This window comes from Streptomyces sp. NPDC049954 (genome assembly GCF_040656295.1).
In the GTDB taxonomy this organism is placed as follows: Bacteria; Actinomycetota; Actinomycetes; order Streptomycetales; family Streptomycetaceae; genus Streptomyces.
Genome location: NZ_JBFALS010000009.1, coordinates 339499 through 358053 on the forward strand (window position 1 = coordinate 339499; position 18555 = coordinate 358053).

General features: G+C 70.4%; 12 protein-coding genes and 1 pseudogene. 7 read left to right on the top strand and 6 right to left on the bottom strand.

Features of this window, described 5'->3' with window-relative positions; translation table 11 throughout:
• Positions 1-126: 126 nt before the first annotated feature.
• Complete coding sequence (locus AB0J21_RS22900; protein ID WP_363147921.1) at positions 127-1530, bottom strand: family 2B encapsulin nanocompartment shell protein; 1404 nt, start codon at positions 1528-1530, stop codon at positions 127-129.
• Between the two features lie 305 nt (positions 1531-1835).
• Between AB0J21_RS22900 and AB0J21_RS22905 the strand changes: the two genes are divergently transcribed.
• The 4 genes from AB0J21_RS22905 (at position 1836) to AB0J21_RS22920 (ending at position 8310) form a co-directional block, all read left to right on the top strand.
• The gene (locus AB0J21_RS22905) at positions 1836-4121 is read left to right on the top strand and encodes a terpene synthase family protein (RefSeq protein WP_363147922.1); all 2286 of its coding nucleotides are present in this window, start codon (positions 1836-1838) and stop codon (positions 4119-4121) included.
• Positions 4122-4358: 237 nt separating this feature from the next.
• Positions 4359-6215, top strand: coding sequence for an NAD(P)/FAD-dependent oxidoreductase (locus AB0J21_RS22910; RefSeq protein WP_363147923.1), 1857 nt, complete (start codon positions 4359-4361; stop codon positions 6213-6215).
• On the top strand, positions 6212-7867 hold the full coding sequence (locus tag AB0J21_RS22915) for a hypothetical protein (protein ID WP_363147924.1): 1656 nt from the start codon (positions 6212-6214) through the stop codon (positions 7865-7867). Before AB0J21_RS22910 ends, AB0J21_RS22915 begins: the two co-directional genes overlap by 4 nt.
• Positions 7868-8109: 242 nt before the next feature.
• Positions 8110-8310: a hypothetical protein gene (locus AB0J21_RS22920; protein ID WP_363147925.1), complete on the top strand. Its 201-nt coding sequence runs from the start codon at positions 8110-8112 to the stop codon at positions 8308-8310.
• Between the two features lie 225 nt (positions 8311-8535).
• On the opposite strand, the pseudogene AB0J21_RS22925 reads toward AB0J21_RS22920, so the two are convergent.
• Positions 8536-9301, bottom strand: a pseudogene (locus AB0J21_RS22925) (transposase family protein).
• A 160-nt stretch (positions 9302-9461) separates the two neighbouring features.
• Between AB0J21_RS22925 and AB0J21_RS22930 the strand changes: the two are divergent.
• On the top strand, positions 9462-10895 hold the full coding sequence (locus AB0J21_RS22930) for an MFS transporter (RefSeq protein WP_363147926.1): 1434 nt from the start codon (positions 9462-9464) through the stop codon (positions 10893-10895).
• A gap of 73 nt (positions 10896-10968) precedes the next feature.
• Here the strand turns inward: AB0J21_RS22930 and AB0J21_RS22935 are convergent, their stop codons facing one another.
• Entirely contained in the window at positions 10969-11820 is an 852-nt protein-coding gene (locus tag AB0J21_RS22935; protein ID WP_363147927.1) for a helix-turn-helix transcriptional regulator, read from the bottom strand.
• A gap of 392 nt (positions 11821-12212) precedes the next feature.
• On the opposite strand from AB0J21_RS22935, the gene AB0J21_RS22940 reads away from it, so the two are divergent.
• The gene (locus AB0J21_RS22940) at positions 12213-13139 is read left to right on the top strand and encodes a Rieske 2Fe-2S domain-containing protein (protein ID WP_363147928.1); all 927 of its coding nucleotides are present in this window, start codon (positions 12213-12215) and stop codon (positions 13137-13139) included.
• 70 nt (positions 13140-13209) lie between these two features.
• On the opposite strand, the gene AB0J21_RS22945 is transcribed toward AB0J21_RS22940, so the two are convergent.
• Positions 13210-13338: an LPFR motif small protein gene (locus tag AB0J21_RS22945; protein ID WP_363147929.1), complete on the bottom strand. Its 129-nt coding sequence runs from the start codon at positions 13336-13338 to the stop codon at positions 13210-13212.
• A gap of 801 nt (positions 13339-14139) precedes the next feature.
• On the opposite strand from AB0J21_RS22945, the gene AB0J21_RS22950 reads away from it, so the two are divergent.
• The gene (locus AB0J21_RS22950) at positions 14140-16194 is read left to right on the top strand and encodes a phosphocholine-specific phospholipase C (RefSeq protein WP_363147930.1); all 2055 of its coding nucleotides are present in this window, start codon (positions 14140-14142) and stop codon (positions 16192-16194) included.
• A gap of 43 nt (positions 16195-16237) precedes the next feature.
• On the opposite strand, the gene AB0J21_RS22955 is transcribed toward AB0J21_RS22950, so the two are convergent.
• Positions 16238-16636, bottom strand: coding sequence for an ACT domain-containing protein (locus AB0J21_RS22955; RefSeq protein ID WP_363147931.1), 399 nt, complete (start codon positions 16634-16636; stop codon positions 16238-16240).
• Positions 16637-17315: 679 nt separating this feature from the next.
• On the bottom strand, positions 17316-18440 hold the full coding sequence (locus AB0J21_RS22960; RefSeq protein ID WP_363147932.1) for an ATP-binding protein: 1125 nt from the start codon (positions 18438-18440) through the stop codon (positions 17316-17318).
• Between the last annotated feature and the right edge of the window lie 115 nt (positions 18441-18555).

The window sequence follows — 18555 nt, forward strand, 5'->3', positions numbered from 1 at the left end:
GGCGCGCCGGGGGCCCCTGCCCCCCCCGGGGGCGGGGGGGGGCCCCCCCGCGCCCCCCCCCCGCCCCCCCCCCCCCCCCCCGGCCGGGGGGGGGGGGGGCGGGGCCGGAACGGGCTGGGGGTGCGACTAGCTCCAGCGGCTGGTCTGGACGTTTTCCAGGACCCCGAGGGCGTCGGGGACGAGGACCGCGGCGGAGTAGTAGGCGGTGACGAGGTAGGAGATGATGGCCTGCTCGTCGATGCCCATGAAGCGCACGGAGAGGCTGGGCTCGATCTCGTCGGGCAGGCCCGTCTGGTGCAGCCCGACGACGCCCTGTTCGTCCTCACCGGTACGCATGCAGATGATCGAGGTGGTGCGGTCGGCCGCCACCGGGATCTTGTTGCAGGGATAGATCGGGACCCCGCGCCAGGTCGGGATGCGGTGCCCGTTGATGTCGATGCTCTCCGGGACGAGACCCCGGCGGTTGCACTCGCGGCCGAAGGCGGCGATGGCGCGGGGGTGCGCGAGGAAGAGCTTCGAGCCGCGCCGGCGGGAGAGCAGCTCGTCCATGTCGTCGGGGCTGGGGACTTCGGCGTGCGGCTGCAGGCGCTGCTCGTAGGCGCAGTTGCTGAGAAGACCGAACTCCTTGTTGTTGACGAGTTCGTCCTCCTGGCGTTCGCGCAGGGCCTCGACGGTCAGCCGGAGCTGGTGCTCCGTCTGGTTCATGGGCTGGTTGTAGAGGTCGGCGACCCGGGAGTGGACCTTGAGGACCGTCTGCGCGACGGACAGCTCGTACTCGCGGGGCGAGGCCTCGTAGTCGACGTAGGTGTGCGGGATGACGGCTTCGCCGACGTGACCGGCGGCGAGGTCGATGGCCGCCTCACCGTACTTGTTGGTGCGCTGCTCGGGCACGAGCGCGGCGCGGCGCAGCTGCTGCGCCAAGGAGGGGGCGCGCTCGGCGAGGTTGAGGACGTCGGCGCGGCTGAGGACGAGAACGGTGCACTCCGTCTCGGCGCGCGCGGAACTCTCCCACACCGCCTCGTCGGACAGCAGGGCCTGCTCGCCGAAGTAGGCGCCGTCGGCGAGCAGACCGAGGCTGGTCTCGTCACCGTAGGGGCCGGTGCCGACGCGGGCGATGCGGCCGTGGGCGAGCAGGTGCACACTGTCGACGCGGTCGCCGGCCGCGGCGACGACGGTACCGGCCGGGTAGGTGCGCTGTTCGCAGCGCCCGGCGAGCTCCTGGAGCGCGTCCGGGTCCTCGAAGTCGCGCAGCGGGGGCAGTTCGCGCAGCTCCTCGGGGATGACGCTGACGCGGTCCCCGGTCTGGACGAAGGTGACGCGGCCGTCGCCGACGTTGTAGGCGAGGCGACGGTTGACCCGGTAGGTGCCGCCCTGCACCTGGACCCACGGCAGCGCCCGCAGCAGCCAGCGGGAGGTGATCTCCTGCATCTGCGGGGCCGACTTGGTGGTGGTGGCGAGATTGCGAGCCGCCGAGGCCCCAAGACTCTGCTGAGGCCGGTCCAGTGCTTCGGATTCGGTGCGGACGGACAAAAGAATGCCTCCTCGTTAGGAAAATGCGGTGCCATTTTTACAGCCGATCCGATTTCTCGGCAGCCCTCTCCGGAGTGAATTGCCGCATGGCTGTGCGAGTGTGACTGCTGCGGGATGCTCCATCCCTCGCGATGCCCGGCTGACCGGGGGAAATGCTGGGCACAGTCAAGACTTCGGTCCGGTCGGAGGGTGGTTCGAACGCCGTGTACGGTTGCCCGAAAAAAGGAACGTATTGCGGGGCCGGGTTTGTCTGCGGATACTTTCCGGGTCGGTATCGCCCGCCCCTGGAATGTATTGGTCTCTCCGTGACCCAACCCTTTGCTCTTCCTGATTTCTACGTCCCCTACCCGGCCCGCCTGAACCGCCATGTGGCTCCGGCCCGCGAGCACGCCCGCGACTGGGCGCGCTCCATGGGCATGCTCGAAGGCTCGGGGGTGTGGGAGCAGAGCGATCTGGACGCCCACGACTACGCCCTGCTGTGCGCCTACACGCACCCCGACTGCGACGAAGACGCGTTGTGCCTGGTCACCGACTGGTACGTCTGGGTGTTCTTCTTCGACGACCACTTCCTCGAACTGTTCAAACGCACTCAGGACCGCCAGGGCGCCAAGGCGTACCTGGACCGGCTGCCCGCCTTCATGCCGGCCGACCTCGCGGAGGGCTTCCCGGAGCCGACCACCCCGGTCGAGGCGGGGCTCGCCGACCTGTGGCGGCGCACCGTCCCCGCGATGTCGGCGCACTGGCGGGAGCGCTTCGCCCGCTCGACCCGCAACCTCCTCAACGAGTCGATGTGGGAACTCTCGAACATCAACGCGGGCCGGATCTCCAACCCCGTCGAGTACATCGAGATGCGGCGCAAGGTCGGTGGCGCACCCTGGTCGGCGGGACTGGTGGAGTACGCGGCCGGAGCCGAACTGCCCGCCCGCGTCGCCGGAACGCGGCCGCTGCGGGTCCTCACCGACGCCTTCTCCGACGCCGTCCACCTGCGCAACGACCTGTTCTCCTACCAGCGCGAGGTCGAGGACGAGGGCGAACTCAGCAACGGCGTCCTGGTCCTGGAGACCTTCCTGGGATGCACGACCCCCGAGGCCGCCGAAGCCGTCAACGACCTGCTCACCTCGCGTCTCCAACAGTTCGAGAACACGGCGCTGACGGAACTGCCCGCACTGAGCGCCGAGCACGGCCTCGACCCGGCTGAGTGCGCCGCTCTGGCCGCATACGTGAAGGGGCTTCAGGACTGGCAGTCCGGCGGCCACGAATGGCACCTGCGCTCCAGCCGCTACATGAACGAGGGAGCGCTCACCGGCGGCCCCGGCGGCACTGACGGCGTACTCGGGACCAGCGCGATGCACCTCGCGGCGCTCCTGGGCAAACCGTCCCGGGCCCGGCTGCGCACCCACACCCGCGACCCGCACCGCAGGACGGGCCCCTCGGTACTGCCCGAGTTCACCCTGCCCTACCCGGTCACCATCAGCCCCCACCTGGACCGGGCGCGCGCCGCCTCCCTCGACTGGGCCGAGCGCACCGGCCTGCTCCAGGACATCTGGGACCGGGAGAAACTCGCGGGCTACGACTTCGCCCTGTGCTCGGCGGGTCTGGACCCGGACGCGGAACCCGAGGAACTCGAACTGAGCGCCGAGTGGCTGACCTGGGGCACCTACGGCGACGACTACTACCCCCTGGTCTTCGGACGTCCGCGCGGACTGGCCGCCGCGAGGGCGCAGCACGAACGACTGCTCGCCTGCATGCCGCTGGAGGACCCCGCCGCCGGGGCCGCCGCAGCCCAGGCCCCCATCGAGGTGTCCCTCGCGGACCTGTGGGCCCGGACCGCCGGGCCGATGGACGCCTCCCGCCGCAGCGCTTTCCGGGCGGCCGTCGACGCGATGCTGGAGAGCTGGCTGTGGGAGCTGCTCAACCAGGCCCAGCACCGCGTCCCCGACCCCGTGGACTACCTGGAGATGCGGCGCGCGACCTTCGGCTCGGAACTGACGATGAGCCTGTGCCGCATGCGGCACGCCGGGGTCCTGCCGGCCGAGGTGCTGCAGAGCGGCACCCTGCGCGCCATCGAGAACGCCGTCAGCGACTACGGCTTCCTCATCAACGACGTCTTCTCGTACCAGAAGGAGATCCAGTACGAAGGGGAGCTGCACAACTGCGTCCTGGTCGTGGAGAACTTCTTCGACTGCGACTATCCGACCGCCCTGGGCATCGTCGCGGACCTCATGCGCTCCCGGCTGGAGCAGTTCGAGCACGCCGTGGCCCACGAACTCCCCGTGCTCTGCGCCGATTTCGGGCTGAAGCCGGAAGCCGTCGCGGCGCTCGACGCGTACATGGGCGAGTTGCGCGACTGGCTCGCGGGCATCCTGAACTGGCACCGCAAGGTCCGCCGCTACGCCGACGCCGACCTCCCCGGCTCCCTGCCCCACGGCGCCGTCCCCCTCACCGGTGAGGTGCCCCGGCCACGCCTGGAGCTGGACACCCCCGCTGCCCCGACCCCGTCCCTGAAGGTACCGACGGGCCCGACGCCCCTCATCTGGTCCACGATCACCTCGCCGGAACACGCCGGGCTGGGGGACCTCGCACACCCCTGAGCAATGAATGCCCCGGCCCCGCGCCCTCACCAGAGGTGCGGGGCCGAGGCCTTGCAGCACGCGAAACCACTGCCCAGCCCGCCACCCGAGCCGAGCTTCGCGCACGCCGGGCGAGCGACAGACGCCTTCATGTGGCTCATACATAGAACATGTACGCTGCACACGCGGCCGGGTTCGCGCGCCATGGACCGGCTGCTTCCTCACGCCCCCACCAGTACCGCCCCGAGGAGCCCCCACATGACCGCGTCACCGCCCCCTGCCACCCCCTCCGGCACCTCCCCTTCCGCGGAAGGCCGGGCGCCCGAAGCGGCCCGGGCCGTACCGGAACTCGCCGCGGCACGGGCCCGCTACCGCTCGGAACGGGACCGGCGCACGCCCACCGGCTCCGGCCGCCGATACGCGCGCCTGACAGGCGAGTTCGGCTACTGGGACGAAGACCCCTACGCCCCGCCGCAAGAAGCGCGGCAGCCCCTGCACGACAGTGTCGAGGCGGTCGTGATCGGCGGCGGTTTCGGCGGCCTGCTCGCCGCGGCCCGGCTGCGCCAGCAGGGCATCGGTCCGGTACGGGTGATCGAGAAGGGCTCCGACTTCGGGGGCACCTGGTACTGGAACCGCTACCCCGGCATCCACTGCGACATCGAGTCCTACGTCTACCTGCCGCTCCTGGAGGAGACCGGCACCATGCCGGGCTGGAAGTACGCCCCGGGCGAGGAGATCCGGCAGCACGCCCGCGCCGTCGGACGCACCTTCGACCTCTACCGCGACGCCTGCTTCCGCACTCAGGTCACCGCACTGCGCTGGGACGAGGAGGCGGCCGTCTGGACGGTGTCGACAGACCGCGGCGACCACATCCGCGCCCGCTACGTCGTCAGCGCCACCGGCACCCTCAGCGAGCCGAAACTACCGGCCGTCGAGGGCATCGACACTTTCCGCGGCCACACCTTCCACACCAGCCGCTGGGACTACACCTACACCGGCGGCGACGCGAACGGAAACCTCACCGGCCTGCGGGACAAACGCGTCGGCGTGATCGGCACGGGCGCCACCGCCCTGCAGTGCGTGCCCCATCTCGGCGCGAGCGCAGACCAGTTGTACGTCTTCCAGCGCACCCCCTCCTCCGTCGACCTGCGCGCCAACCGGCCCACGGACCCGCAGTGGGCGGCCGGACTGACCCCGGGCTGGCACCGCCGGCGCCGCGAGAACTTCCTGACCCTGGTCACCGGCGGCCACGTGGAGGAGGACCTCGTCGCCGACGGCTGGACCGGCACCGCGCGCCTGCAGCAGAAACTCATCGCCAGCGACGCCTACCGCGACCTCCCCGACGACGTCCGGGAGGAGACCGAGGAACTGGCCGACCTCGCCAAGATGAACGAGATACGCGCCCGGGTGGCTCAGACCGTCCAGGACCCGGCGACGGCCGAACTGCTCACACCCTGGTACCGCTACATGTGCAAGCGGCCCGGCTTCAGCGACACGTATCTGCAGACCTTCAACCGGCCGAACGTGCACCTCGTCGACACCGCCGACACCCAGGGCGTCGAGCGTTTCACCGAGCACGCCGTGGTCGTGGACGGCGTCGAGTACGAAGTGGACTGCCTCGTCTTCGCCACCGGTTTCGCCGTCGGCGTCTCCGGACTGGCCGCCGGACTGGTTCCGGCCTACGGACGCCGCGGCGTCGCCCTCACCGAGGCCTGGGAGAAGGGCCCCCGGACCCTGCACGGCCTGACCACCCACGGCTTCCCCAACCTCTTCCAGCTCGGTTCCCTGCAGAACGCCTCCAGCGTCAACTTCCTCCACGTACTGGACGAACAGGCCACCCACGTCGCCGAGATCGTCGCCGCCGCACGCAAGCGCGGCGCACGGTACGTCGAGCCGACCCGCGAGGCCCAGGACGCCTGGGTGGCGACCATCGAGGAGAAGGCCGCCGATCTGCACGCCTTCCAGGCCGAGTGCACCCCGGGCTACTACAACAACGAGGGGATGCCCCGCAGGCGTGCGAACGGCTACGGAGACGGACCGATCGCCTTCCACCGCCTGCTGCAGGAGTGGCGCGAGGGCAGCGGGATGGACGAGGTCCTGGTGAACGCGGGGTGAGCCGCGCCGCCGACGGGCCCACCCCGGTCACCGACCCCCGGTGGACCCTGGAGCGCCTCAACGCGCCCAGCCGCCTCTGGGGCGCCAACGGCATCACCTTCGGGCCGGACGGCCGCCTCTACGTGGCGCAGTACCTCGGCGGCATGATCAGCGCCCTCGACCCGCACAACGGCGACGTGGAACCGGTCGTCCCACCCGGCGGGCTGGTCCAGTCCCCGGACGATCTCGCCTTCGGAGCGGACGGCTCCCTCTACATCGCCGACCTCGTCCCCGGCCGGGTGTGGCGCCGCCAGCCGGCGGGCCGCTTCGACCTGGTCTCGGACGAGGTGCCGGTCGTCAACGGCATCACCTGCGTCGGCGACCGGCTGTTCGTCAACGAGATGCGCCCCGGCGGCCGGCTGCTGGAACTGTTCCCGGACGGCGGGGACCCCTCGGTGCTGACCGGCGGGCTGGCACTGGGCAACGCCATGCAGCGCGGCCCGGACGGCCTGCTCTACTACCCGCACATGGTCACCGGCGAGGTCTGGCGCATCGCGCTGGACGGCGGTGCGCCGGAGCTGGTCGCGACGGGGCTGCCCCAACCGGTGGCCGTGCGCTTCGACCTCGCCGGCGTACTCCACGTCCTGTCCTGCGGCCCGCGCGGACTGGTGACCCGCCTCGACCTGTACGGCAGCGGCGACCGCACCGTCCTCGACAGCGGCGTACCCGGTCTGGACAACGCCGCTTTCGACGCCGAGAACCGCATGTTCGTCTCCGGGTTCGCCGACGGCGGCGTACTGGAGCTGCACCCCGACGGCCGCACCCGCGAGATCGTACCCCCGGGGCTGGACGGCCCCTGGGGCATCACCGTCGACCTCGGCGGACGGACGTACCTGGCCGACCACTACCGCCTCGCCGGCCCGCCCGAGGACGACGCCGCCACGAGCGGCCCCGTCACCCACACGCGGCTGCACTTCAGCCACGGCGTCGACGCGGGAGCGGACGGCCTCCTCCACGTCACCTCCCAGTACGGGCAGGTCAGCACGTACGACCCCGACGACGACTCCGTCCGGGTGCGGGCGCGCGGGCTGGACCGGCCGGCGGGGGTCGCGGCCCGCGCCGACGGGGCGCTCGTCGTCGCGGAGAGCGGCACGGGACGCGTGCTCGTCCTGCGCCCCGAGCCCCCTGAGCGGTCCGCGGGCCCCGACCCGGCCGTGCTGGCCGCCGGTCTCGGCCGGCCCGCCGACGTCGTGTGCGAGGGGCCGGACCGGGTGTGGGTGACCGACGAGGAGCGCGGCACCCTGCTGCTCGTCACGACCGCCGGGGAACCGCCGCGAGTGGTCGCCGACGGCCTCGCCGCCCCGCAAGGACTCACCGTGCTGGACGCGGAGGTGTTCGTCGTGGAAACCGGCACCGCGCGCCTGCTCGCGATCGACCCCCGTACCGGGGACCGGCGCACCGTCGCCGAGAACCTCCCCGTCGGGCCGGGCCCGGCCGGCGCCCGGACGCCTGCGCTGACCACGCACGGCATGCCCGGCATTCCACGTCCCTTCGCCGGGCTCGCCGCCACCCCGGACGGCGCCCTCCTGCTCTCCGCGCACCGGGAAGGCACCGTCCTGTGCCTCTCCCGCCACGGCACGACACTGCCGGACGACGGCACCCCCTGCCCGTAGGACGTGCCGGTGAGGGCGGCGACCGGGATCATGAGCCGGGCACGGCCGCGGAGACCAGGACCTGACCGCCCGGGCTGCCTGACGGGCTTGCCCGCGAGTCCCGCCGGTGGCCCCCCGACCAGCCAGGCGCCCCCACCTCCATGTCCGGGACGGCGGGCGGCCTCCACCGCTGCACGCGCCCTCCTGGGCAGCCCGTTGTACGTTGAGAGGGGCGTCTTTTGCTTGTGGAAGGAGTCGTCAGCATGCCGAGTTCCCAGCAGCCCGCCCAACGTCGCAGCGACAAGAGAAGCGCCGCGCCACACGACGCGGACGACATCAAGGCCCGCGAGTCCGGCCCGCCCAGCAGAGGCGGCGGCAGCCACGCCCACGGCACCGACAAGGGCCGCAAGGGCGGTGGCAAGGGTGGTGGGACCCCGCCCGACCAACGGCCCGATCATCCCTGACCGGCACCGGCCGCCCGCAGGGGCGGCCGGCGTCGTCGGCGGTGCCGCGGCAGGAGCGGGCTCCGCCGCGGAGCGCCGCCTCCTCCGGAGGAGGAGCGGGCAGGCAGGCCGGGGGAGGGGAAAGACGAAGACGGAGCGCCACACCGACGGCGCGTCGGTCCACCCGTACCCGTTCGGCGAGCGGGACGCGTCGGCCCCGCGGACGGAGACAGTGAGCCTTTTCCATCATCGATCTGAGCTGTTCAGATGCAGGGTGAGGACGGCTTGGACAAGGCTGGTGATCCGGGTGGTGGAGCATCGGAGCTTGCGTAGAAGCCTCCAGGACTTGAGGCTGGCCATGGCTTGTTCGACGAGTGCGCGGATCTTGGTGTGCGATCGGTTCACCGCCTGCTGGCCGGTGGAGAGGGTGTGCCAGCGTCCCCAGTACGGGGTGCGGACGGTGCCGCCGGCTCCTCGGTAGCCCTTGTCCGCCCAGCATGTGACGTCGGATTGGGCAAGGGCGCTGATGATGCCGTGCGCGCGGGCCGCACGGATGTCGTGGACGGCCCCGGGCAGGGCCGCTGAGGCCCACAGCAGTCTTCCGAAAGGATCGGTGAGGACCTGAACGTTCATGCCGTGCTTCTTGTGCTTTCCCGAGCAGAAGGGGCGGTCAGCTGCGATGCGGTCGATTGGTAGGAGCGTGCCGTCCAGCAGCACGAACGCCTTGGTTGAGGCTGTGCGGGCGGCCTCGGCCAAGCTGGGTGCGAGATCGGCCAAGAGGCCGACGGCCTCGGTGACGTAGCGGTAGGCCGTCGTGATCCCGACCCCGAATCCGGCGGCGAGTTGGGCGTAAGTGTGCCCCACAGGTCAGCGAGCGTGAGGAGGGCCTGACGACCGGCGCTCAGCCGCCGCCACCGCGTCCCGATCGCGCGGCGGTGCCGGCGCAATTGCTGTGTGAGGAAGCGCAGGGTGGAGCGGGACACACGTCGACGCCGGATGAGTAGGCAAGCACGCAGAAGCTCCCGGAAGTGGATGATCCTCTTCGCGTACCCGCCTGCCAGAGTCTTCACTTCTGCTTGCTTGCGGGAATGCGACAGCTCTGCCTGTATCTGGCAGATGTACCTTTACCAGGGCGCTGGTTGGGGGATGTGGGCCATCGCATCGTGGTCGGCATGAGCGATACCACGCAGATCTCACTCGGCGCCCGCGGGTGGATGGTTCTCCTGACCTTGTGCGGCGCCACTTTCATGACCGGCCTCGACTACTCGATCATCACCGTGGCCCTGCCGGAGATCGGCCGCAGCCTCGGGTTCGCGAGCCCCGATGCTCTGCAGTGGGTGGTTACCGGCTGCCTGCTGCCTACGGCTGCTCTTATGCCCCTGTTCGGGAAGCTCTCAGACATCATCGGCCGGCGACGGCTGTTCATCGCCGGGGTGTGCGCCTTCACCGGCTTCTCCCTCCTCGCCGGACTCGCCCGCGTGGCCGCCCTCCTCATCACCGCCCGAGTCGGCCAGGGCATCGCAGCCGCGGCGATCGGCCCCACAGCACTGGCCCTGATGACGGCTGCCTTCCCCGAGGGACCGCAACGGACGCGGGCCCTGGGTGTCAACGGCGCACTGCTGTCGCTCGGCTTCGTCATCGGCACGATCGGCGGCGGCATCGTCACCAGTGGCCTGAACTGGCGGTGGACGATGCTCATCCTCTTCGGCATCGGTCTGCTTGTCCTCGTCGGCGCTGCCACGGTCGTGCAGGACACCCGGCACAGCCGGACTACCCGCCTCGACGTGCCTGGGGCCGTCCTGGCCAGCGGTGGCCTCTTCGCCCTCGTCTACGGGATCACCACCGGAGGCGCCAGCGGCTGGCTCAGCACACCCACCCTGACCGCGCTGATCGGCGCCGCAGTTCTGCTCGTTGGCTTCCTCGCTGCCGAGGCGCGACACCCTGAGCCGCTCGTGCCATTGCGTCTGCTACGTCGCACGACGGTGAAGTGGGGTATGGCCACTGGCTTGATCACTTTCGGGATGTGCGGAGGAGCGACGCTGCTGCTGAGCATCTACATGCAGCAGGTCGTGGGGTGGACCGCACTGCAGACCGGCCTCGGCTTCACCGCCGAGGGCGTAGCTGCCCTGGCCGCGGGCAGCCTGACTGCACGGTTGATCAGCGCCCGCGGCGCGGCATCCGTGATTGCTCTCGGCCTCACGGTGCAGGGGCTGGGCACCCTGCTGATGGCGCTGCTGCCGGCGGACGGCAACCTCGTTTTGCTGTTGGGGAGTTCGGCGGCGATGGGCTTCGGGCATGTGCTGACCGTCGTGGCCGTCGTCACCACCATCACCTCCGGTCTCGACGAGTCCGACCAAGGCGTCGCCGGAAGCCTGGCACAGATGCCGACCTTCGTCGGCGCGATCGGTGTGGCTGGACTGAGCGCCATCGTGGCGGCCCGCACGGCGGCCTTGGCCCCCACCACCACGCAGAGGCTGGCGACGGTCGGCGGACTGCATATGGCGTTCCTGGTGGCGGGAGCAGTCACGCTGACCGGCGCATTCGTCTGCGCGAGAGTCTTGCACCGCATTCCCACGGGCCTGTCGGCAGACACGATGGCGACCTGAATCTGTCCTCGTGCGATCTGCACCGGTGCCACTTCCACATACCCAGGAAGTGGCACCGGCCATCAGTATCGGCCTACGCCGCGGAGCCAGACGTCAGTTCCGCTAGTCGGCGTAGCCGATCCTGCGAAACTGAGCCCGGCTCCGCCTGGAACACGGTCACGCCCTGTCCCTCATCATCTGGAGGGCGTAGCAGTTCTGCAGCCAGGGTCATGGCACCCACCTGGGGATGCCGGTACTCCCGCGCGATGGTGGCGCAGTTGCTCACCGGATGCTCGACCCACAGTTCGCGGAACTCAGGGCTGAGCTCCTTCAGCTCAGCGATGAAGGCCAGCAGTTGCTCATCGCCCGGGAAGTTGCTCACCGAGACCTGTAGGTAGGCGACGTCGTCCCGTGCCTTAGCGGCCCAGTCGGTGTACAGGCTTCGGGCGAATCCGAGTTCAAGGAAGTCGATACGAACGAAATTGGGCGGGCGGCCTGTCGGCACGACGGGCCAGTGCGGCGCGAGCAGGGCATGCGCGAGCGGGTTCCAGGCGAGGATGTCGCCGCGGCGGCCCACGGCGATGGCGGGGGCGTCGGTGAACGCCTTGACCATGTGCGAGAGACCCGGGCGTAGCACCTCGGCCGGCGGCAATGAGGTCTGGGCCTGGGGGATACGCGCCAGCCGGTGCAGGTGTCGCCGCTCATCAGCGTCCAGTCGGAGAGTGCGAGCCAGGGCGTCCAAGACCTCATCTGAGACGTTCGGTGCCTGCCCCTGCTCCAGCCGAATGTAGTAGCCGACACTCACTCCAGCCAGCGGAGCCAGCTCTTCGCGCCGGAGCCCGGCTACTCGGCGACGGCGAACACCGCCGGGAAGGCCCAGTTCTTCAGGCTGCAGACGAGCCCGTCGCGACCTCAGGAACTCACCCAGTGCAGACGAGGGGTACATCCCTTCAGCTTGACATGCAGCTGGCACCTCGGAGATCTGGAGGCACAAACTTCGGGAAGATCCCGGTTGTCATCGGGCCGGCCAAAATCAGGGTCCGAGTGGAGCCCGTAGCCCCTCTGAGAACGTGTCCACCTTGCGTGAGGCCGCACGGGACAAAGCCTCGCCCGCGGTGTCCTCACCGTTGTCGGCGGCGGGTGATCGTTCGGCCGACGCCGAGAACCGTCCGCCCTACCTGCTTGAACTGAGGTTGAAAGGGCTCAGTGGCGCACCACCTCACCGTCCCCCGCGGTTCCGCCTGACCTCGCATCACGGAGACCAGCGGGGTGAAAGGCCGCGCCGGCCGTTTGGCGGCCCGCCGCAGCGGCTAACCGGACACCATGCCGTTCTCCCCGATGTCCCGGAAACCAGCGGTGCCCACCTCGGACGAGGGGCGGCCCGAAAGTGCCCTCGCCCGTGTCGGCGCCGCTTTGCTGCGCTCCCTCGACGCGCTGGGGGACGCCTCGCAGGTCGACGGTGCCGTCGGCCGTCTGCAGCGAGTCGTACAGGGCCTCCCGCTGGGCAGGTACCGGGACGTGCTGCACGGCCTCCCGCTCGGGCATCCGCTGCACCCGGTCCTCGTCCAGGTGCCCATGGGCGCCTGGGTGTCGGCCTCTGTGCTGGACGCCGTCCCGGGCACGGGTCGCGCGGCCCGCGTGCTGGTGGGCGTGGGGGTCGCCGCCGCCGGTCCCGCGAGCCTGGCCGGCTGGGTGGACTGGGCCGAGCAGCACGAGCAGCAGATGCGCACCGGGCTGGTGCACGCCGTGGCGAACATCGCGGGAGTGGGGCTGTACACCGCCTCCTGGGTGGCCCGGGGACGCGACCGGCAGGCGCTCGGCAAGTCCCTCGGCCTCGCCGGACTCCTCGCGGTGAGCGCCGGCGGCATGCTCGGCGGCCACCTCGCCTACCGGCAGGCCGCGGGCGCCAACAAGGCGGAGCCGGTGGCACATCTGCTGAGCCCGGGCTGGCAGACCGTCGGACGGATGGAGGACTTCCCGGTCGGCCGGGCGGTACGCCGGGAACTGGGCGAGGTCCCCCTCCTCGTCGTCCGTCAGGCGGGCGGCGAGATGCACGTACTCGCCGACCGGTGCAGCCACTTCTCCGGCCCGCTCTCCGAGGGCGCGGTGAAGGACGGTTGCGTGGAATGCCCGTGGCACGGCAGTGTGTTCCGGCTCTCGGACGGCTGGAACGTACGCGGCCCGGCCACCGCCCCGCAGCCGTCCTTCCTCACCCGGGTGCGCGACGACGGGACGGTGGAGGTCCGGCTGCCGGGCGCCGGATGAGGCACGGCCCAACACAGCGGCGCGCCGACAGACGGCAACCGGGCGGGCCGAGCAGAGCCGCCGCCTGGGATCAGTGCTTGCCGTGAGTACTGGCGGAGGCGCCGCCGAACAACCGTGCGACCGCACGGAAGGGCAGCGCGACCAACGTGGCGATGGCACCGCCGATACTGCGCAACACATCCGCGATGGCGTTCAGCATGGAAGCCTCCATGTGCTCGAACCCGCACGGCGGTGAAAACACCGCGCACCCCCAGTGTGCGCCCGCCCGAGGAGAAACGCCCTGGGAGCCGTCCCGGGACCGGCCGGCAGCAGCTTTCCCTCCGCCCACCCGAAAGCAGCCGCCGGACATCTTCTGACGACGCTCCCACATGAGCCCTCGCGGCGCGCGGCCACGTCGGGCACATCGGGGACGTGCACGAACCGTCCCGGGGCGGCCGATGCCGGAGAACGCGTCACCGCCACCGCCCTCCCGCACAGCTATGGGTGACCGTAGGCAGCGGCACGACCGAGGGCCCCTGCCAACTGCCGCTCACAGCGAGGGCCGACACCCGCTCTCGTGTCCCGGCCCACCCCGATGCTCCTCACCGCGAAAGGCAACTGCCGGCCGCACCACGAAGGCCGACAGCGCCGACGACGCAAGCGCCGGGGCCGAGGCCCCCGTCAGAGCACAGCGCCCAGGCCCACGCACCCCCGCGTACTACCCCCCACACCTCCCCCTCGGGCTCGGCTGACGTCTGGTGAGGCGCCCCCGGACGTATCCCCGGGCTGGTGGGCCACCGCCCCTCCCGCCAACACCACTCCGGCCTTTCCCATCCCGTGCGGCACTGTTGACGCCGTCCTCGTGCTGGCCGACGCTGGTGGCCCTGGGAGCGGGGGAGCGTGGTGTTGTTCGTGTGCTGTACGGCGCTGCTTCACTGCCGCGCCGTACCGCTGTCCCCGGCGGACGATGCCCTGACCCCGTCCGGCTCGTCGACCTGCCCCACCAGGAGGCCCACCACCCATGGCTGAACTCAATAGGCGCCGATTCCTGCAGATAGCGGGAGCCACCGCCGGATTCACCGCCCTGTCGAACAGCATCGACCGGGCGGCTGCGATCCCCGCCGGACGGCGCACCGGCACGATCGACGACATCGAACACATCGTCGTGCTGATGCAGGAGAACCGGTCCTTCGACCACTACTTCGGTGCCCTCAGGGGCGTGCGCGGCTTCGGGGACCCGCGCCCGGTGACGCTGCCGAGTGGCAAACCGGTGTGGCACCAGCCCAGCGGCGCCACCGAGGTACTGCCGTACCACCCGGACGCCGAAGATCTCGGCATGCAGTTCATCAGCGGCCTCGACCACGACTGGGCGGGCGGCCACAAGGCATGGAACCAGGGGAAGTACGACCAGTGGGTGCCCGCCAAGACCGCCGGCACCATGGCCCACCTGACACGGCAGGACATCCCGTTCCACTATGCCCTCGCCGACGCCTTCACGGTGTGCGATGCCTACCACTGCTCGTTCATCGGGGCCACCGACCCCAACCGCTACTACCTCTGGTCCGGCCACGTCGGCAACGACGGCAAGGGCGGCGGCCCCGTCCTCGGCAACGCGGAGGCCGGCTACGACTGGACGACGTACCCCGAGCGCCTGGAACGCGCCAAGGTGTCGTGGAAGATCTACCAGGACATCGGCGACGGCCTCGACGCAGCCGGTGGATGGGGCTGGATCGACGACGCCTACCGGGGCAACTACGGCGACAACTCGCTGCTGTACTTCAACAAGTACCGCGACGCGAAGCCCGGCGACCCACTCCACGAGAAGGCGCGCACCGGCACCGACGCCAAGGCGGGAGAAGGCTACTTCGACCGGCTCCGGGCCGACGTGAAGGCGGGCACGCTCCCTCAGGTCTCCTGGATCGCGGCACCCGAAGCGTTCTCCGAGCACCCCAACTGGCCCGCCAACTACGGCGCCTGGTACATCTCCCAGGTCCTCGACGCGCTCACCTCGAACCCCGAGGTGTGGAGCAGAACAGCGCTGTTCATCACCTACGACGAGAACGACGGCTACTTCGACCACGTCGTCCCACCCTTTCCGCCCGCGTCCGCCGCGCAGGGACTCTCCACCGTGGACACCGCCCTGGACCATTTCCCCGGCAACGCCTCGTACGCGGCCGGCCCCTACGGACTCGGCCAGCGGGTGCCCATGATCGTGGTCTCACCGTGGAGCACAGGCGGGTTCGTGTGTTCCGAGGTGTTCGACCACACCTCCGTCATCCGCTTCATGGAGCGCAGGTTCAACGTCACCGAGCCGAACATCTCGCCATGGCGCAGAGCCCTGTGCGGCGACCTCACCTCGGCCTTCGACTTCTCGCTGCGCGACACACAGCCCGCCGCGCTGCCCGGCACCGCGGCGTACGAGCCCCCGGACCACGACCGCCACCCCAGTTACGTCCCCAGGCCCCCGGCCGACCCCGCGCTGCCACGCCAGGAACCGGGCACCCGCCCCACCCGCCCGCTGCCCTACGAGCCGCACGTGGACGGCACCGCCACGCCGGGCACCGGCCGCTTCACCCTCACCTTCAGCGGCGGCCCGAAGGCGGCCGCGTGCTTCCACGTCACCGCGGGCAACCGCACCGACGGGCCGTGGACGTACACCACGGAGGCGGGCAAAGAGATCTCCGACACCTGGAACACGGCCTACTCCGCCGAAGTCGTGGACCTGACGGTGCACGGACCGAACGGATTCCTGCGCGCCTTCAAGGGCCCGGGGAAGACAGCCGGCCCCGAGGTGAGCGCCCGCCACATCGCGTCAGGACGACTGGAGCTGACCCTCGGCAACGCCGGCTCCGCCACCTGCCGACTCACCATCACGAACGCCTACGACGGCAAGAAGCAGACGCTCACGGTGCGCCCCGGCGCCGAAGTCGTCCACCGGATCGACCCGGAGGCCGGCAGGGGCTGGTACGACCTGTCCGTGGTCTGCGACCAGGACGCGACGTACCTGCGCCGCCTCGCCGGACACGTCGAGACCGGCCGGCCGGGCGTGAGCGACCCAGCCATCGCCACCCACTGAACCGGCGGTTCCCGCACCGGGTCTGAGGACCCCGTCGGAGCGGTCACACGGACCGCTCCGCGAGGCCCTCCAGCACCACGACCGCCTCTGCCGCGCGCTCGTAGGGAACGAAAAGGTGGTCGTGATGGAACCCGGCCACAACGTTGCAGCTCATACCCGCCGAAGCGAGTTCCCGGGCGACGACGGCAGTGAGCCCGACGGCGTCCAGGGCGGAATGGACGCGCAGCGTGATCCAGGCCGCCTCGTAGTCGTAGGGGAGACCTGCCGCATCGGCGTCCTCACGTGGGACGACCAGCGTCAGACCTTCGTGCTCGGCGACCGTGACGACGGGCGCGAGACCCGGTGGAACGCCCGCTTCGGCGACGGTGAACACATAGCGGCCCGGCCGCAGCTCCGGGCTCATGCCACTCAGTAGTTTCCGCAGGTCGGTCTCGCCACTCATATCAGGCGTCAGCCTAGCGCACGGTGACGGGCACACCCGGGGCCGTCGGCTATCGGCGCCGGCCCGGATGTCACGCGCCGAGGCGACAGTAACTCCTTTTGAGTGATGCAATCTCGGAGCGGGTGTCGGGTGGGCTGCAGAAACGTTGATGCGCGCGTGGAGCTACGTGAAGTATGGGAACGCAACACCCGCCTGGCAGAGGCGTTCTGCGGCAGTGACGAAAAGGTCCGCCAAGCCCAGGCCGTCCTCGACGAGGCCCAGGCCGAACGGACGCGGACGCTTGCCGCGTTCGCCGTCACAGTGGGAAGCGACGGGGCGGTCGCCGACCTGATGGGCCTTCAGGAGCGGGAGGTGCGCGTCGCGCGACGCACGGTGGGAAAGAGCGACGCGCGCACCGTCGCCGAGGAATTCCTCGCCGCTCGCTCCAGCGCCCCCGCACCTGAAGCCGCAGCGCCACCGTGTCCGGAGGGTGAGGTGGCGTCCCGGGTTGGGATGTCGTCGCCGCGGGACCCGTCGCAATCTCCTGTTTCGGAGGACGTGGTGTGTGTTTCTGGCAGTGCGACTGAGCCGGTAGGGGGTGGGGCTGATTCGGTGGCTTGGTCGGCGAGTATGGATTCCGTGTTGTTGTGGAGTTGGCAGTCGGGTCTTGATCTGCAGGCAGTTGCGGACGAGTTGGGTGTCAGTGTCGGGGTGTTGTTGTTGCGGGTGCAGGTGTTGGCGGCTGAAGGGCGGCTTGCCGTGCGGTCGGGGGTGGTGGATTCCGGGCGGTCAGGTCGTCATCGCCGTGGTGATCAGTCTCCTGAGGGTCTGGGTCGTTCCGCGGGTGGGGGCGTCTGGGAACGGGCCTGGCAGGTGTGACGGGGACGCCATCACGGAGGGGGAGACCGTGGGCGAGTTCGGCGCTGACGGGTACGGTCCCATCGTGGAGGAGTTCGACCATTGCGTCCCGCCCGGGGGATCGCCGGTCGGGGACGAGGAAGCTGCTGGCTACCCAGCGGCGCAGGCCGACCTGCATGTCGTTGCCGAGCACATTGGACAGGACCGCCGGCCCGCCGACGTCGTTGATCCGGCCCGCCGTCTTCAAAGCCTCGTGCAGCGTGTACTTCGCTTCCGTGTGGGTCGGCGCGGGCACCATCCGCGGGACCGGACGTGTGAGCCGGGCAACGATGACCAGCCAGGCTGGCAACCCCTCGGATTCGCTTAGGACGGTCTCGGTCGTCTGCGTCAGACATGCCTGGAGCAGTGCATCGGCCGCGTCCTGACGGGCGAAGCGCTCGCGGTAGGCGCGGGCCACCTGGTGTTCGGGCATGTAGAAGCTGTGGTCGCTGATGCGGTGCGGCGCGTTGAACGTGACACGGTCCTTGTCCTTGGCCTCCCAGCCGTACTGGAAATGCGGCGCCATTTCGCTGGGCGGGACATCGACGACCAGCACGTCGGGGCCGCCGCCACCCGGGGCGGGCAGCGGGATGATTTCGACGCCCGAGATGTAGGGCTGGATGCCGTTGCGTATGGCGCTGAGCATTTGCTCCTCGTCCACCTTCGCCAGGTCGACGCCGATGAACTTGATGTCGTCGCTGACGCCGTAGATGAGCAGCCCGCCGCGTGTATTGGCCATGGCGGCGACGTCCTTGGCGAACTCGTTCCAGACCCCCGGCTTTCGCGCGAAGCTCGGCAGCGGTTGCTTCCAGTCGAGATCGTCGCTCTCAGGGAGCTTGTCCGCCACGGCGGCGGCCACCATGTCGTAGGTGAGGGGGCCGGGTGGGCGACCGAGATGCTCGTGCAGCCAAGTCCATGAGCGTGCCATTGCGTCACTTTAGAGGCGAACGCCCCCCCAGAGCGGGGGCATTTACCGCGCCCCGGCATCGGCGTAGGCCGCCGAGCCTTGATCATGCCGGGAGCACGTCGAGCCCTGCGGGGCC

Bases quoted from the DNA above. Each gene is read 5' to 3' on its own strand.
- AB0J21_RS22920 (WP_363147925.1), top strand. From the start codon at position 8,110: ATGCCGAGTTCCCAGCAGCCCGCCCAACGTCGCAGCGACAAGAGAAGC.
- AB0J21_RS22960 (WP_363147932.1), bottom strand. From the start codon at position 18,440: ATGGCACGCTCATGGACTTGGCTGCACGAGCATCTCGGTCGCCCACCC.
- AB0J21_RS22940 (WP_363147928.1), top strand. From the start codon at position 12,213: ATGTCCCGGAAACCAGCGGTGCCCACCTCGGACGAGGGGCGGCCCGAA.
- AB0J21_RS22955 (WP_363147931.1), bottom strand. From the start codon at position 16,636: ATGAGTGGCGAGACCGACCTGCGGAAACTACTGAGTGGCATGAGCCCG.
- AB0J21_RS22945 (WP_363147929.1), bottom strand. From the start codon at position 13,338: ATGCTGAACGCCATCGCGGATGTGTTGCGCAGTATCGGCGGTGCCATC.
- AB0J21_RS22950 (WP_363147930.1), top strand. From the start codon at position 14,140: ATGGCTGAACTCAATAGGCGCCGATTCCTGCAGATAGCGGGAGCCACC.
- AB0J21_RS22910 (WP_363147923.1), top strand. From the start codon at position 4,359: ATGACCGCGTCACCGCCCCCTGCCACCCCCTCCGGCACCTCCCCTTCC.
- AB0J21_RS22930 (WP_363147926.1), top strand. From the start codon at position 9,462: ATGAGCGATACCACGCAGATCTCACTCGGCGCCCGCGGGTGGATGGTT.
- AB0J21_RS22935 (WP_363147927.1), bottom strand. From the start codon at position 11,820: ATGTACCCCTCGTCTGCACTGGGTGAGTTCCTGAGGTCGCGACGGGCT.